Source organism: Affinundibacterium flavidum (genome assembly GCF_014284175.1).
GTDB lineage: Bacteria > Pseudomonadota > Gammaproteobacteria > Burkholderiales > Burkholderiaceae_D > Undibacterium > Undibacterium flavidum.
In genome coordinates, this window is the sequence record NZ_JACOGA010000004.1 from 73,914 (window position 1) to 90,752 (window position 16,839).

At 46.5% G+C, this 16,839-nt stretch carries 12 protein-coding genes; 6 read left to right on the forward strand and 6 right to left on the reverse strand.

The window, feature by feature from the left end; translation table 11 throughout:
• Nucleotides 1-172 precede the first annotated feature (172 nt).
• The 4 genes from H8K55_RS05225 to H8K55_RS05240 form a co-directional block, all read right to left on the reverse strand.
• Nucleotides 173-934, reverse strand: coding sequence for a putative metalloprotease CJM1_0395 family protein (locus H8K55_RS05225; protein ID WP_186941197.1), 762 nt, complete (start codon nt 932-934; stop codon nt 173-175).
• Between the two features lie 172 nt (nt 935-1,106).
• Complete coding sequence (locus H8K55_RS05230) at nt 1,107-1,886, reverse strand: substrate-binding periplasmic protein (protein ID WP_186941027.1); 780 nt, start codon at nt 1,884-1,886, stop codon at nt 1,107-1,109.
• Nucleotides 1,887-2,143: 257 nt separating this feature from the next.
• On the reverse strand, nt 2,144-3,334 hold the full coding sequence (locus tag H8K55_RS05235) for a pyridoxal phosphate-dependent aminotransferase (RefSeq protein WP_186941028.1): 1,191 nt from the start codon (nt 3,332-3,334) through the stop codon (nt 2,144-2,146).
• A 166-nt stretch (nt 3,335-3,500) separates the two neighbouring features.
• Nucleotides 3,501-7,184: an ATP-binding protein gene (locus H8K55_RS05240; RefSeq protein ID WP_186941029.1), complete on the reverse strand. Its 3,684-nt coding sequence runs from the start codon at nt 7,182-7,184 to the stop codon at nt 3,501-3,503.
• Nucleotides 7,185-7,515: 331 nt separating this feature from the next.
• On the opposite strand from H8K55_RS05240, the gene corA reads away from it, so the two are divergent.
• From corA to H8K55_RS21555, 4 genes are all read left to right on the forward strand, one after another.
• Complete coding sequence (gene corA / locus H8K55_RS05245; protein ID WP_186941030.1) at nt 7,516-8,481, forward strand: magnesium/cobalt transporter CorA; 966 nt, start codon at nt 7,516-7,518, stop codon at nt 8,479-8,481.
• A gap of 260 nt (nt 8,482-8,741) precedes the next feature.
• Nucleotides 8,742-10,271: an ATP-binding protein gene (locus H8K55_RS05250; protein WP_186941031.1), complete on the forward strand. Its 1,530-nt coding sequence runs from the start codon at nt 8,742-8,744 to the stop codon at nt 10,269-10,271.
• Nucleotides 10,268-10,957 (forward strand): response regulator, encoded by a 690-nt coding sequence (locus H8K55_RS05255; protein ID WP_186941032.1) that lies wholly within the window; start codon nt 10,268-10,270, stop codon nt 10,955-10,957. Before H8K55_RS05250 ends, H8K55_RS05255 begins: the two co-directional genes overlap by 4 nt.
• 108 nt (nt 10,958-11,065) lie before the next feature.
• Entirely contained in the window at nt 11,066-11,326 is a 261-nt protein-coding gene (locus tag H8K55_RS21555) for a KUP/HAK/KT family potassium transporter (RefSeq protein WP_329604998.1), read from the forward strand.
• A 122-nt stretch (nt 11,327-11,448) separates the two neighbouring features.
• Here H8K55_RS21555 and H8K55_RS21560 read toward each other — a convergent pair whose 3' ends face one another.
• Nucleotides 11,449-11,784 carry a DUF2845 domain-containing protein gene (locus H8K55_RS21560; RefSeq protein WP_222612372.1) on the reverse strand — a complete coding sequence of 112 codons (336 nt, stop codon included), beginning with the start codon at nt 11,782-11,784 and terminating at the stop codon, nt 11,449-11,451.
• A gap of 732 nt (nt 11,785-12,516) precedes the next feature.
• Between H8K55_RS21560 and H8K55_RS05265 the strand changes: the two genes are divergently transcribed.
• Entirely contained in the window at nt 12,517-15,360 is a 2,844-nt protein-coding gene (locus H8K55_RS05265) for a TonB-dependent receptor domain-containing protein (RefSeq protein WP_186941033.1), read from the forward strand.
• A gap of 280 nt (nt 15,361-15,640) precedes the next feature.
• The gene (locus tag H8K55_RS05270; protein ID WP_186941034.1) at nt 15,641-16,405 is read left to right on the forward strand and encodes an SDR family oxidoreductase; all 765 of its coding nucleotides are present in this window, start codon (nt 15,641-15,643) and stop codon (nt 16,403-16,405) included.
• Here the strand turns inward: H8K55_RS05270 and H8K55_RS05275 are convergent.
• Nucleotides 16,392-16,724, reverse strand: a complete 333-nt coding sequence (locus tag H8K55_RS05275; protein ID WP_186941035.1) for a hypothetical protein — start codon at nt 16,722-16,724, stop codon at nt 16,392-16,394. The two genes, H8K55_RS05270 and H8K55_RS05275, sit on opposite strands and share 14 nt — an antisense overlap.
• Between the last annotated feature and the right edge of the window lie 115 nt (nt 16,725-16,839).

Sequence of the window (16,839 nt, forward strand, 5' to 3'; positions counted from 1 at the left end):
CCACAGAACTCTCGCCTTAGTGGGAAGGGCTATGGTGAAATTTAACTTTTCTGAACAACATTCTCCATTCAGCAAAATGCCCAACCGCATCGCAAGCACAATCATGGCTTACTACGAGACGGCCAAGCACACACAGCGGCACTGACTGATAGATAAACTCGCAGTCTGCAATTTAGGCATAGACGTTAATGGTCGGCGCAATGCTATTCGTGCTATAGGCCTGTTGAACTTGATCGATGCTTCTTTGAAGCTTGTTGATGTCGTCAGAGTTTGTTGCTGCGTTTTCTACTTTCGATGCCTTCTCTGCGCTTGGTGATCTTGGTGCATCTTCAGCCGTCATCGATTTGTCGACCGATTTGTCGACAAGTTTAGCGCTCGCCTCTAACATCAATTGCCCATTGGCCTCAATTTCCATTTGCTGTGCCATTGCGGCAACAGCGCGGTCCTGTCCAGATGGATCTGCTGGCGCTAAAGCCGCCGCTTGAATTTGTCGCGCGCGTGCAATGGTATCTTCTGGCGTGCGTCCTGGTGAAGTATCAATACTAACTTCACCACCAACGGCGTAGTCCACACCATCTGGTCCTTTTTGGTAAGTAAAACTGGCACCTGAAGTTGCTAGGCCGCCACTCGCTGCCAAATGTGCCATTTCATGCAAACGTACCTGACGATCCCGTGCTTGCAACTTCGCTACTTGCGCCGCTTCTGCCGCGCTCAGTTGAGTGGATTTTTTTGTGGTAGAAGCCGACTCGCTCGTAGCGGCATCTGAAACACTCGAACTCGTCTCTTTACTTTCTTGAGAGACGTTTTGCACTGCGCCAGTGTCAAGTTGTGCGGAAGCCAACAACTGTCGGCGGTTGTTTGCATCGATTGTCGCGCCCCCGCCAATTGCGGTAATTGAGAAGGTCGACGCGGAGGAAATGCCACTAATGCCCATACCAAAGGCTCCTGTCATACTGACAGAATAGTCACACAACTCTCAATATGCAAAGCTTGCGGTAGGGCATGATTTTTATTGCCAAGATTGACAATGAAAATTCGGTGCTTGAGCACGTAACTAAGTACTAAGCTAAGCACAAAGCTAAGCGCCGAACAAGGCACAGAAAATACTATTGATAGTTTTTGAATGACAAACCAAAATCGCGATAAATCTCTGCGACCCGACCTCGCTTGACCATGTCGCGCAGACTATTCGACAAAGCCGGCGCCAAGAGTTTATGCCGGGAGAATTTCGACATTCCATAGTAGCGAGCAAGTGACCGTGAGGCCTGATATTCGCTCCAGGCAACACGCGCATTTTCAGCTGGCGTTAATGCCGCTAGAGCCGCTTCTTTGTCGTTCACGATCATCACATCAAAACGGCCTGCGATCAACATTTTGACCATATTATGGTCATCATGTGCGCCGACTCTGTGCATCGTTTTATCAAGATCAAACTGTGGGAAATATAAGGTGCCTCGTTTCACACCAATTTTCATTTTCTTTAAATCATCATAAGCCTTGATCTGCTGCTCCTGCCCCGCCCGCGTCAAAAAAAGAACCGGATGACTTTCAACGCCGATAGGCCCCAAAAACTCCATAAACATTGCGCGCTCATCGCTCTTAAAGACACCAGGCACAAGATCTGTAATACCGTTTTTCATGTCTTCCAAGGTGCGCGGGAAAGGTGCGATTCGCCATTGCACTTGATAACCTAGGCTGGCCGCGGCCTCGTTTAAGATCACAACAATCGGGCCGGTGATAAGACCTGTTCTGTCATCTGCTACTATTTCTGGTGGCCTCGGTCTGGCATCAGCAAGTAATATTTTTCCTTGGGCAGATAAATCCTCCATTGGCAAAAAAACCAACAAAGGCAACAACATCGCCAACAAAGATTTTAGGATAGTCATCGCGTGTTTCTATTAGCCCGATTAGTCCGATTATCCGATTCTTCGTTCGAGACAATCAATTTAGCATCGAAAATAAGCAGATCAATTCTAGCAAAAATTGCGGACTTACAAATTTCTTGACAAGCTTTTTGTTGCCATTGCCCATCGAAAAATACGGCAATCTGTATCTAATAGTTTCAAGAGCCAATTCACATATCAATACAAGAATATTTTCTACTACAATTTATCCATGCAACTGACAGGTGAATCACAAAAACTCAGGCCTGCTTCATCCGCCAACTCTGTAAACCATGCGCAATCCTGTCGACCGCTTGCTGCAACCGAGACAAATTTTGTGTGTAGGCAAAGCGCACATGTTGTTGCGCCTGATATTGGCCGAAATCTAAACCGGGCGTGAAAGCGACGTGCTCAGTTTCTAAAAAGTGCTGGCAGAAAGTATAGGCATCACCGCCAAACTCGCTCATGTCGGCATACAAATAAAACGCGCCTTGCGACTCAACTGCGATCTTAAAACCTAAATTGCGCAAGGCTGGCAATAGGAAATCACGCCGTTCGGCAAAAGCTTGTCGGCGCTCCTCGAAGATAGCGATAGTCGCAGGCTCGAAACAAGCGAGTGCCGCATATTGCGCCATGCTCGAAGCGCTGATGTAAAGATTTTGCGCCAGCTTTTCCAACTCTGGAATCGCCGCTTCTGGTGCGACTAACCAGCCTAATCGCCAGCCCGTCATGCCAAAGTATTTTGAAAAACTATTCAGCACATAAGCGTCATTATCGACTTCCAACACACTGGCCGCGTCCACGCCATACGTTAAGCCGTGGTAGATCTCATCGACGACCAAGTGCCCGCCTTTTTGATGGATTGCCTGCGCTACCACCGCCAGCTCGTGACGGCTAAGTAAGGTGCCAGTCGGATTTGCAGGTGACGCTAATAAAGCACCCACAGTGTTCTCCTGCCAATATTCGGCAATCAGTTCTGGGGTCAATTGATAACGGACTTCGGGTCCGACGGGCACTAATTTTGCGGACGCTTCTATCAATCGTAAGAAGTGACGATTGCAGGGGTAACCCGGATCTGCCATTAGCCATTGCTTACCGGGGTCGACCAATAAACTGGTGGTCAACAATAAGGCTCCAGAACCACCCGGCGTAATCATGATACGCTGTGGTGCAATGCTCAAGCCGTAACGTTGTCGATAAAAGTCACTGATCGCTTCTCTTAACTGCGGCAGTCCACGCGCCGCGGTATAGCGGGTATGGCCAGCAGCCAGCGCCGCTTGTCCCGCCGCGATAATTGGTGCTGCGGTGACAAAATCGGGTTCGCCAATTTCAAGATGAATGACATCATGACCTGCGGCTTGTAATTCATTCGCACGTGCCAGCAATGCCATTACGTGAAACGGCTCTATCGCCTGACTGCGAGCGCTGAAATTACTGGTGGATGCATACATGATTTTGCGGAAGGTAAAAAAATGACGGTGGAGAAATAGCGAACAGTGTAATCGCCAGTGCCTGCTTTAGGAAATACTAATCAACAATTACCCTATCAGGCAAAGTGATAACCTGCGAGCTTCCTGTGGGTTCCCTGTTGGCATCCTATAGCGTCCACTAAATTCCTCATGCCGCTGGCAGTGCCGTACCTGTTGACATAGCTAATGCCACGCGCAATGCCATGAGTGCTTCATCGTAATCATATTGCTGGATATGCTGATCCACTTGCGCAAGCATCTGCGCATCCAAACTCTGCAAAAAGATAGGGCGTTGCTCTTCGAAATATTGCGGACAATCGCCACTGGAATTGCTCAATAAGTCCATCAAATGCTGCACTCTGAGTTGAACTTCGTCTTCACTGATTTGTGTCGATTTCGCATCGGCATCTACGCTGATTAAAGTTTGTGGCAAATGTTGTTTTAGCTCTGCCAAAACTTGATTCAGCGACACCACCAACTTCACGCAAATTGGCTTGCAACCGTTACGCAAACTAGGATCTTGCTGCGCTAACTGCAAGGCAAGTTCTAATTGCGAAGCGTCGGCATGGAGTTGCTTCGCGCCTATGCTGCCTGCTAGTCCCTTAAGGGTATGCGTCAGGATCAAAGCTTGCGCATCGTTCGCCACCGCCAGTGCATCTTGCAAGTGTCTGCCAGTGTGCGCCTGACTTTCAGCAAAACGACTCAAGACTTTGAGATACAGATCGCGCTTCCCCATCATCAAGCTCAAACCTTGGTGGCTATCGATATGTTTAAATCGATGAAACTCAATATTCGCAAGCATATCCGCATGATTTGCGTAGGTCTGGCGTGTCTCTTCCAGTGCCAAGGGGTGTTCGACCGCTAGTGCATACTCATCGGCTTTCGTGCTGCTAGCCTTATGTCCTAGCCAGCGCGACAAGGTGGTAAACAAGGCATTAGGTTGTACTGGTTTCGCCAAGAAATCTTGCATACCTTCATCCATACAACGTTGGCGTACATCGGCCATCGCGTGTGCCGTCATCGCAATGATAGGGATAGGATTAAATTTCGCTTGTCGGCGAATTGCCTGAGTCGCCTGATGTCCATCCATACCTGGCATTTCTAAATCCATCAAAATCAAATCAAAGGCGCTTGCTTCCACCTGGTCCAATTGCGCCAATGCTTCGTGCCCGCCATTGGCTACTACGACTTGTATGCCCACTGTGGCTAATAATTCCACCGCAATTTGTTGATTGATTTCATTGTCTTCAACGAGCAGTACCAAGGTGTCTTCGTAATGGCGTTGAAGATTTGAAATGCTACTGCCCATTTGCAATAAAGTCGCTTCGCTGCAAATATCGAAAGGCAGACAAAATGTAAAATGCGAACCTTGACCAAACTGACTATGTACCTGTATCGCCCCACCTAATAAATTCACCAACTGATTCGAAATCGACAATCCCAATCCGGTACCGCCGAATTTGCGACTGGTCGAACTATCTGCCTGGGTAAATGCCGAAAACAGGCGATCAATTTGTTCAGCGGTCATACCTATGCCTGTATCCGCCACCGCGAAATGCAATAGCAAACCCGTGGCATCATTGCTCCTATCGCGCTCATCCATCGATACGCTTAAACGCACTTCTCCGCGCTCAGTAAATTTGATCGCATTGTTGACCAAATTAATCAGGACCTGTCCCAAACGCATCGCATCACCGACTAAGAAACGCGGCACGTCTGCGGGCACATCGATTTGCAATAGCAAGCCTTTTTCATGGGCTTTTTGGGCGGTGATGGTGGTCACGTGATTCACGACATCATCCAAAGAGAAAGGACTGAAATCGACTTCCATCTTGCCTGCTTCGATTTTTGAAAAATCTAAGATGCTGTTAATGATGCCCAACAAAGCATTGCCTGCGTCGTGGATCTTGTTCAAGTAGTCACGCTGTTTCGCATTCAAATCAGTACGCAGCGACAAATAGGCGAGGCCGATAATCGCATTCATCGGCGTGCGAATCTCATGGCTCATGGTCGCCAAAAATGAGCTCTTGGCTTGATTCGCTAATTCCGCTGCTTCCCGCGCATGCAATTCTGCCGCCATTTTATCGGCCAACATTTGTTGATGTGAACGCTGTGCTTCGGCTTGCAGATCTTGGTCCAGCAGAGATGCGGTATGCACTATGGTGCGGACTTCATCCGGACGATATTGATTAAAATCTGGTTTGCCGCCGACCAATAACATTCCAGTCAAATGTCCTCGATGGGTAAATGGAATCAGCAGGGCATTTTCACCGGCAATATCAACTAGCGATGGCGGCAAGCGGGATGTCAATATACGTGCCAAGTCGCCCCCCAAGGCGTACACTCTGTCAGGCGCAGCAAGAAAATCACCGGCTATTTTTCGGCAATACGCTTCGTGATACGTGTAGATGGCGCTTTGCGCACCACTGGTGTAGGCATGGAAAGCGCTCAAATAATGTGCGACTAACTGACTTTGACCTTGCATCTCTGGCGCATTTGCCAGCGCAATTTGTAATGCCTCTTGCTGTGCCCGCCATTTCGGATACAACCAGGTGCGTACTAATTGTTCAGAAAATCCACGCCAGGGTTTGTACAGTGCCAACAACAAAGATCCACACACTACATCGAACAGTAAAGTTTTCCACCGAGTGTCCAAATGCAGTAGTGGCGCGATGACCAATTGCATGAGCGCCAAAGCCGCCACCAAGCCCAGCGCCAGCAATACATATACGCTAAAACGATTGATCGCAAAGCTGAAATCAAATAGGCGATTTTTCAGTACGGCGTAACCCAAACCGCCGTAAGCAAGAAAAATAATTGAAGAATTAAAAGACTCAAAATACGCTAATGCATGCTCTTCATCCATAATGCGAAACAAATTATGAAACAGATAAATCGCATAGATATTCCCCATACAAAAGCCTATCCAAGCCAAACGCTGGCGGTTAATGCCACTACTGACACGCCAAGAAATAACCAAAGCACCTAAAGAAAAAATCACGGAAACAATGGCGAGGACACGCCTCCACAAACGCAAATTCAACCATTCACGTACTTCCCACGGCAACATGCCGAGCTTAATCAAGATATGACATAAGGTATAGCTGGCAAAACACAAGACATAGACATAAAACAACCACCGCACCGACGACAAGCGCCAGTGCGGGCGGTCTTCCGGAAAAATCAAACAAAAATAAGTGAAGTACACATAGCCGACAAATAGTTCTATCGGAAAGACAAAGACGGTCAGGAAATCCTGTAGCGCACCACCCGGCAAGAAGGGGATGAAGGTATCGGGAATAATCGCCAGCACCGCGAATGCTAAAGCGCGCATAGGTACGCTATTCGCATGACGCCAGACCAACATGCAAATGATGAACAAGGCGATAAAAGTGGTGGAGAATTGAGTTAATGTGATGCCTAGCAAAATATCCGCATAACGCAGATTTTTGGGTATAGGTTGTAGTTGCAGGTGTATGGCTGCACTCTCTGGTGGATCTGTTTTATCGGAGGCGCTTACTTTAAACCAACGTACACCAACACGATCATCCACCACCAATAGACGAGACTGATCTCCCAAGCGATCGAATACTATAAGATCACCTGGTTTTGCCCCGGCGAGCAGCAAAGGCGAAGCTGCACTGAGTTTCTCTATCGGCAAACGATAATTCTTATCGGGTGTACCGAATGTCACACCCAACTCAGCCGCCACTTGCGGCGCGGCACTACGCTGCCAATAGCTACTTGCCCAAAAATCGAGTACGCCAAAAATCACGACCAGACTCAGCATCAAGATCTTAAATTGCAGATTAGATAGTAGTGCTTTTGTCATTGATGTTTGTGGTCAGAACAAAATCGAGGTTTCTACAAAACCGCGAAGAGGATAGTCAATCATCGATTCTAAAGGTGAAGTGCTAGTTTCTAGCAATTTCCACAAAAAAATTGTCGAAAATCACTGTTTTTTGTTGTGCAAAGATAGGATTATTGAACATCTTAGTTAAGGACTCTTTGATTCAATTGTGAATTAAGCATATTTAGCTTTGCCCTGAGCAAGCGAACAAATGTACTCCCAGCACACTCATGCGCTTTAAACATATAATCAATCAGTCTGTTGATCATTCAATAATTTACACTTCCACTATCAAGAATCGAAAGAACGCTCCATGCTAATTAATTGTGTCGCCTATCAGGAAGGCAAAAAACTGGCTGACATTTTGGTGGAAGATATCAGTGAATACGTCAAGCGCAGTGATTGTTTTGTCTGGGTAGCCTTAAAAGATGCAGAAACCGAAGAACTCACGCAGATGCAAGACGAATTTGGTCTACACGAATTAGCGGTGGAAGACGCGATGAAAGGCCATCAACGGCCCAAAATCGAAGAGTATGGCGACTCACTGTTCGCTGTGATGCAAACCGTCGAGATCATTGATGGTGAGCTATCTGTCGGTGAAGTAGATGTCTTTGTCGGTGAGAATTATGTGCTCTCTACCCGCAATCGTTGCCAACAAGGTTTCCTAGGCGTGCGTGCCCGTTGCGAACGTGAGCCGCATCATTTGATGAAAGGTTCGGCCTTTGTTCTGTATGCCTTAATGGATGCCGTAGTAGATCGCTATTTCCCGGTGGTTGATGCCTTAGAATCCGAACTGGAAACCATAGAAGAACATATCTTCATGCAAGGTTCTCAACGTTTAAATGTGGAACAGTTGTATCAACTTAAACGCAAGGTCATGATGTTGAAACATGCGGTAGCGCCGCTGTTAGAAGCGGTCAGCAAGCTTGATGGTGGACGAGTGCCACCGATCTGTGTCGGCACGCAAGAATATTTTAGGGATGTCCATGATCATTTGTATCGTATTAACACTTCTATAGAGTCGATCCGTGACACCATTAGCACTGCTATTCAAGTGAGCCTGTCGCTAGTGAATATCGATGAAAGTGAAGTCAATAAACGGCTTGCGGCTTGGGCGGCGATCTTCGCAGTCGCAACAGCCTTCGCTGGAATTTGGGGTATGAATTTTGAACATATGCCGGAGTTAAAATGGGAATACGGCTATCCTGTAGCGCTCGGCACGATGACTAGCGTTTGTGCCTATCTTTACTATCGCTTCCGGAAATCTGGCTGGCTATGAATGCCATTAGATGTACCTCTGAATTCTGCCACACAGATGCGTTATGTAGCGGCCTACCTAGGTGCATCTGTGTGGCAAATCATTCAGCACGTCAAGTGATCGATGATGAACTCTAAAAACTTAGAATCTCTTACTCAACATCGCCACGACAGAAGTCTTACCCAGAAATTTTCCATTCACAGGTGCTAGGTGCAAACAAAGTGCAAAAAATTGCGAGTATTCCTAACGCTTTTCTAATGTGCCCTATGTTAGGCTTTCGTATGGCGATCACTTTTACTCAAATTTTTCTGCGCGTGCGGGCATGGCTAGGCCTGCTCTTGTTGCTATCAATGGCAACGCTGCTATCGTTTTTTCTTAGCCCTTATGTCAGCTTCACCAGCCAGGCGATGGTGTTTGTATTGGTCATGACTATCGCTGCCTACCAATTGGACAGACTGCAGTCCATCGTCGGCGCAGTCCTTTCGGTTTTGCTGCTGAATTTCTTTTTTGTACCACCCACCTGGACTTTTCATGTCGAGCAGTCTGAGCATTTGATTGCGCTGGGGACGATGTTGATTGTGGCTTTGAGCATCAATCAATTAACCACTCGTCTAAAACAAGAAACCGTACTTGCCCACTTAAATGAACAACGCGCCCGTCAATTACAGGAGCTAGCGATACGATTAGCAGTCACAGAAAGTGTTGCGGACATTTGTCAGCTTGGCCAACAAGGATTTGGCAACGCATTTCACGATCGAAGCTTGTTAGTATTAGCAGATGACGATTTCAACAGTAAAATTCCTGGCGCAGTATCACAACAACAGATCGATGGCTTGCGATACTGCATGAAAGAAGCGCAAATTCTTGGTGCGGGGAGCCTGCGTTGGGGCGAGCTGGATGACTGGTACATTCCTATAGGAAAGGCGGGTCAAATTATTGGCGCAGTCTTAATTCAAGCAGCACCGCGTGACGACAGCGATGGACTGGAACACGCAAAGGCGATTTGCTCTTTATTAGCACAAGCATTCGAGCGATTACAGCTCAACGTGAATATGCAAACAGCGCAAAACGAAGCACAAAAACAGCAACTTCAAAGCACCTTTCTCTCCGCTATTTCACATGATTTACGCACGCCTCTGGCGGTCATGGTCGGTGCCGCAAGTTCGCTACAAAGCCAGCGCGAAAAACTCACTCCAGATCAACAAGACCGCTTGCTACAAAATATTGTGGACGAAGCCAATTATCTGACCAGCGTTACTGAAAACACTCTGCAACTAGTGCGCCTGACGCATACCGAAAGTAGTTTGCGGCGTGATTGGGAATCGATAGAAGAAATCGTCGGTGCTGTGTTAGCCAGAATCAAGCAAGGCAGCAATGAAGTACGTATTCAGGCGACAGTAGCAAAAAACTTACCGTTACTCCGTCTCGACCCGGTACTAATTGCTCAGCTACTCAGTAACTTAGTGGACAATGCCTTGAAATATAGCGATGAGCAGGTGGGACTGGAAGTCTCCATCCAACGCGAAACGCACCCAGCATTATTACAAGTTACAATCAAAGATCGCGGCCCCGGCATTCCTGATGCCGAGCATGACAGTATCTTTGTCGCCTACTCACGATTAGCGCACCACGATCAATCCAATCAACGTAGCGTGGGTTTAGGTTTAGCGGTATGCCGTGCGATTGCCAAAGCACACGATGGCAAATTGATCGTCAAAAATAGAAGCGGTGGCGGCTGCTGTTTTTTACTCACGTTACCTATCCCTGAACTGCCCCCTTTCAATCCAGAACTTGCGTTAACCATCTCATGACGATACGTGTACTCATTGTCGAAGACGATAAAGAAATCCGCTCACTGATACGTGCCAGCCTGAGTGTAGAAGGCTTCGAAGTGCAGACCGCCACCTCGATCAGTGAAGCGAGCGCCATGTTACAACATGCTTTGCCAGACGTACTTTTGCTCGACTTAGGACTACCTGATGGAGATGGCGAACAGTTGGTACGAATGTTACGGGCACAGCACAATTTACCCATTTTGATCATCTCTGCACGCCATCAAGAAGCACAAAAAATTCGCCTGCTCGATGCCGGTGCGGATGATTTTCTCACTAAGCCATTCAGCGTACCGGAACTCTTAGCGCGCATGCGCGTCGCCCTACGCCATCGCGGTACGCGTCTGGCCGCCGCTGTCACGGAGTATATGCAACAGGATCTCCATATCGATTTGGCCAAACATACTGTGACTTTGCGTGGACAAATCGTCCATCTAACACCAACCGAATTTAATCTACTGGCTCGATTAGTACGCAGTGCTGGCTATCTAGTCACACACCGCCAATTGCTTAGCGACGTATGGGGGCCAGAATATGTTGAGCACACGCATTACCTACGTCTGTATATGACGCAACTCAGAGCCAAGATAGAAGATCATCCCGCCGAACCACGCTACTTACTGACAGAAACCGGGGTTGGTTATCGGCTGGCAATCATGGACTAATATCCTTATGCCTTCCTAACACCGAAACAAAGGTAATCGTAGCCTGTTCAATTTATGTCAGGTTTTTACGAGCCAGGTTTCCAATAATCAAGACACACAAGACAATTGGTGGATAAATTATTTGGGCCCGTGATTGTGCTGTGGTTTGCGACACTGTCGGTGTTTGGCATACTGCAAATCGTACAGCAGCCCGCCATTCTTGCCGCCCTTAATCCATTATATGCAATCGAATTTTTATGGGCACAGGACGCACTTGTCTTTATCGTCGTCGGTGCGGTGGTTCTGGCGTTCACTGGCGCTGAGGCGCTGTATGCGGATTATGACTTTGGATGCTTTATTGGTCGTGTCATGTTCCTTCAAAATCATTGAAGGCGGTTGATTTCCTTTGGTACTAGGTGCCACCATCTTCACCATCATGGCAATCTGGCGTCGTGGCCGTGAGCTGCTGATCACTCACATCCAACAAGATGATCCTCAATTATTGCCATTCATCACAGCACTATCTCAAGACAGTATGCCCACTCCTCAACTTGGATTTCAATCTCGCGCTCGTATTCCACAGAATGGCGATTGCCATGTGTTGGGACTGACGGTGAGACTTGATTGCCATTCGATTGACGCACCCCAATTCGACGTCGCTCCACGTGCTGATCGCGCGTCGTCGGGTGACCGCACTTTTTCATTACCTCCACTTTATGCATGCCGACATCGATCACGTAAGAGTTACAACGAAAAGCAAGTGTTTGTGCCATATCGGGTGCAAGTAAGAGTAGGAGTAAGAGTCCGAGGCTCAAGGCGCACATCAAAATGCTGCGATAAATTTTCATATGGGAAGTAAGCACTACCCCGATCAAAAATAACGAAGGTAGTTTGGCTTAAGGACTGGGGATTTGGGGCGGTTGCAGGCGACATCAACAGTTGAGGCAATTCACATAACGCCAAGTGCAAACTTACAACAAATTTTACTTAACTATCCTATATAAAAAGTTAATGAGAATACGCATTTAATGCTCCGTGAAATATTCCAACCAAAAAACGTCGATAAGTACTACACCGTTTTAAGTAATAAAAATAGGCACAAGATCAAGTGAAAATTTGGAAAATAAGTTTTCTTTTGATCATTTCATTTGCTAAATTTCCATTTAGAATTTAAATTGCATTAATATTAACTTTATGTGCGAAGTATTTCTCTATCTTAGTCATCTGACTTTGATCAAAAAAAATATTTTTTACAATTGGAAGCAGAAAGTTCCCTGATATTCAAAAAATATTTGAATCGACAATGAGTTACAAGTCAATAAAAATTCTAAAGGTACAGATGCAACATATTAAGAATATATGTTGCGAGTACGATCAATGTATTTGTAAAAATAATTACATCGAATCGTACTTTTATCGCCTGCAAGTAACTTCCCGTTTTACCAAAACCTGCAAGTTATAACTGCTCGATATCCGTATAAAAACCAAGCTAACAACTTAAGAGACTTCTGCGGCATAAAGCAAATCTTAGTCATGAAACGCTTGGGCACAACAAAGAAAACTTCCAAAAGGAATAAACCATGCTGACTAGAAAGAATAAATTAAAGAAGAAAATTTTGCTTCAAGCAATCACCCTGACATTTAGTAATATTGCAGTAGTGGGTGTCGTCCAAGCACAAGATAATGTCCCCACACAAAAAGTAGAAGTCACCGGTTCCAGTATCAAACGTATCGCATCCGAAGGTGCGCTACCGATTCAAACCATTACTGCCGAAATGATAGAACGCAGTGGTGCAACATCAATGCCGGAATTATTACAATCCATGCCCATCATGCAAGACGTCTGGACTAAAAGTGCAGGCGTTGGTGCTTCAGGACAAGGTAACGGTATTCAAAACGCGAACTTACATGGCATAGGGAGTAACTATACCCTCACCTTAGTCAACGGTCGCCGTATGGCAGCTTTTGGCGGCGGTGGTAACTCTAGCGATTTAAATGCGATTCCGCTCAGTGCAATTGAAAGGGTCGAAATTCTTACTGATGGTGCATCGGCCATCTATGGTTCAGATGCCGTAGGAGGGGTGATTAATTTCATTCTCAAGAAAAATGCCACTTTCAAAACCATCGAGGCGAATATCAATCGACCAACACAGGGGGTGCCAGGAACGACCAAACGCATGAGTGCGACCTTTGGCTTCGGTGACATTGCCACCGACAAATACAATATCATTCTTGGAATTTCCGCCAACGACACTAGCGCTTTAGATGCAAAAGACAGAAAATTTAGTAACACTGGTATCCATCCATTAAGCGTTAATGGTAAACCGTATGCCATCGTCGAATCCAACGTCAATTCTTCCCCTGCAAATTTAAATATCACCACCAAAGACAAAAAAGTCACCAGCTTTAACCCAGTACTACTTTCCACTGGTAGCTGCCCTGTCGATGGCCATGTGGCAGTCGGTGATTTATGTCGTTTTGACTTCGCACACGTAGTCCAGCTTCAAGGCCCTGAGAAAGAACACAAAATCTTCTCAACAATGAACTTTGATCTAGCAGAGAATCTGAATTTTTATGTCGATGCATGGATTTCCAAAAACGTCCAGACCCCCGAGTATGCGCCGCCAGCGGGTTCCAGAACGCTAACGCTAGGAAGTCCTTTATATAATAAATATGTTTTACCAAACTTGCAAAAATATAACATTAATCCGACGAATGTCACACGAGCAACTTATACCTATCGCTTAATGGATGCTGGCCGTCGTGGCGTTGAAACTGAGGCTAATGCTCGCCACCTTGCCTTAGGCTTTCAAGGTAATTTAAAGGGTTGGGATTATGATGCGTCGTACACAATATCTCAAAGTCTACGCATCAACAATTGGAAAACTGGCTTTCTTTACGGCTCTAAATACAATGCCCTAATCGACGAGGGCAAATTCGATCCGTTTGCTGTTCCTAATGCCGACTCCAAATCAGCCATGTCATCAGCTGTAATTCGAGAGGAATGGTATCGTAATCGTGGCACCAACTCCATCTTCAATGCACGTGCCTCTCGCCCGCTGTTTGATTTGCCCGGTGGTGCCGCCATGATTAGCGTCGGCGGTGAACATTACACAAGGAGTTTTGTCTACACTCCTACAGCACTAGGAATGGGACGAAACACTATTCAACCAAATTATACGGAAACTATTTTGGGTGGAGACCAGGGACTACTTCCAACCGATGCCAAACGCAAAACTTATGCATTCTTCTCCGAATTGTTTATGCCCGTCAGAAAAGATTGGGAAGTATCGGGGGCTTTCCGTTTTGATCATGCAGATAAAATTCACTCGAATAAAGTATACGATCCTGACGGTAATCCCCTCGCTCCTGCTGATGTAGGCAAATCTTATTCTGGCATCACATATAAACTCTCTACCGCCTTTCGCCCAATCTCGAATTTACTCTTAAGAGCATCGATAGGCTCTTCATTTACTGCACCGTCTCTTTACGATATAACAGATAAACTGGACTATAGTGGCACCACTTCAGCGGAGTATCCTTGCCCAATAACTAAAGGCCCCTTACTCCAATACTGTGAACCAGGCAATGCTTCTTACGGTGTCTTTTATGGGGGAAATTCCAGTGCAGGCCCTAATGGTTTAAAAGCAGAACGCGCTCGCCAGTTCACTGCTGGATTTCGCTACGAACCTAACGATATGTTTTCGATAGGCTTTGATTGGTACAAAATGAAAATTCGCGACCAAATCTTGACCTTGAGCTCAACTGATGTCTTTACCCGCCCACAAGATTACCAAGACTTATTTAGATCTTGGTTTGACACAGATGAAAACAAGACCTTGATTGCGGCTCAGTTAGTTAGTACTAATCGCTATAGCTCACTGATGCAAGGGATAGATTGGGATCATTCATTCAAAACAAAGACGGCTTTTGGTGCTCTCAAACTTGCTTGGACTGGCACCTACGCCATGAACAATGAATACCAATACCCTGGAAAAACTCCAATTGGTCAAATCGCCAATGCCGACAATGGTGGATCAGGACTACTAAGATGGAGTAGCATGCTAACTGCAACGCTCTATGTTTCTAACGTCTGGTCACATATGTTTTCGATGAAAAATACTGCGGGCTACCATGATCGTTCATATACAGCCGCAGACAAAATGGTTCTGGAAGTATTACCCAATGGCACCTATGGCCCTGCCATCGATTACAAAAGCGATGTAGGGCGCGCGACGATTTTCAATTGGCAAACTAGGGCGGTAATTAACAAAAATTTGAGCGTCAGTGTGGGGGTCAAAAATTTACTCAACACCGATCCGCTATTTTCAATTTCCACCCTTGGCGATTCACGAGGCTTTAATTCTCGCTTGGCCTCTCCTCTTGGAAGGCAGATTAATTTAGTGGCGAAATATACTTTCTAAGCCTAAGGTTCCACTTGTGTGAAGGTCAGGACCAGTCCCGACCTTCATCAAGTACATTCCCACCGCAGCATTTCAATGGCTGCAGCATGCTTGAATCACTGTAAATCGCAGAAGTCCCCCTCTAGACAATAAAATTTCCCTAACACACCTAAAATGGTTCGCATTTTCACATCTAAAACTAAATAGAACATTCCCGCTATCTAGTCCGAAAACAGCCGGACAAGCTTGAGCCTTGCGCTTTACCCTGTGACCTCTCTTCTAAACAAACACAGGATAATCCATGACTACACTTACAGGAAAAATCGCATTGATCACTGGTGCCAGCTCTGGTATCGGCTACGCTACCGCCAAATTATTTGCCAATCAAGGTGCACAACTTGTACTGGCAGGCAGAGATAGCACCAAGCTTAATCAACTTGTTCAAGAAATTCATGCTAGCGGTGGACAAGCAATCGCGCAGGCAGGTGATGTCAGAGATGAAGAATACAGTGAGGCACTGGTTAATCTGGCGCTAGGCGAATTTGGTGGTCTCGATATTGCCTTCAATAATGCGGGAATCTTAGGTCGCATGGGAGCGACACCTGAGCTCACGCTGGCAGACTGGGAGTTCACTTTGCAAACCAATTTGAGCAGCGCATTTCTTGGTGCAAAATATCAATTACCCGCCATGCTTGCCCGTGGTGCTGGCTCTTTGATTTTCACTTCAAGTTTTGTTGGGTACACGGTAGGTTTTCCTGGTATGGCGGCCTACGCTGCCAGTAAAGCAGGACTCATCGGCCTTACTCAAGCACTGGCAATCGAGTTTGGCACTCGTGGCGTACGCGTCAACGCCTTACTACCCGGTGGCACCGACACACCAATGGGTGCCAGTATTACGGCCACGCCGGAAGCACGAAGCGCAATTGAAAATTTACATGGATTAAAGCGCTTAGCCAACCCAGATGAAATAGCCAAATCAGCGCTCTATCTGGCGTCAGATGCATCCTCATTTACGACGGGTACAGCACTTTTAGTTGATGGTGGCATTTCGATTAATCGTGCATAAGTCTGGCTAAAAGCAGGCAGCGGAATTGCAAAATACCATTTGTGTCAGCCTCACCTGCAAACTTAGCGCCGAAGCTGGCGAGTGCCGAATAGATATCCTTTTTCCCCGCAACATCTGTTCCTTCAAATTTCGGACCGTCGTTGGTAACGCAAGCTGCTGGTTCTAATTCCGTTTTGCTTAGATCTATATACTGATTAGGTGGCAAGGGCATCCAGACCGCTTCCTCCCGATTGTAAGCAACGGTCACGCTTGCGCCACTGCTTACCGTTGGTGAAGCATCAAGCGCGAACTTGGTCTCAGAGCCAAAATAGAAGATCATCCCGCCGAGCCACACTACCTATTGACAGAAACCGGGGTCAGCTATCGACTCGCGATTGTCGACGACAATTCCAATGACAATTAAGATCCTTATGCCTTCCTAACACCACGCCAAA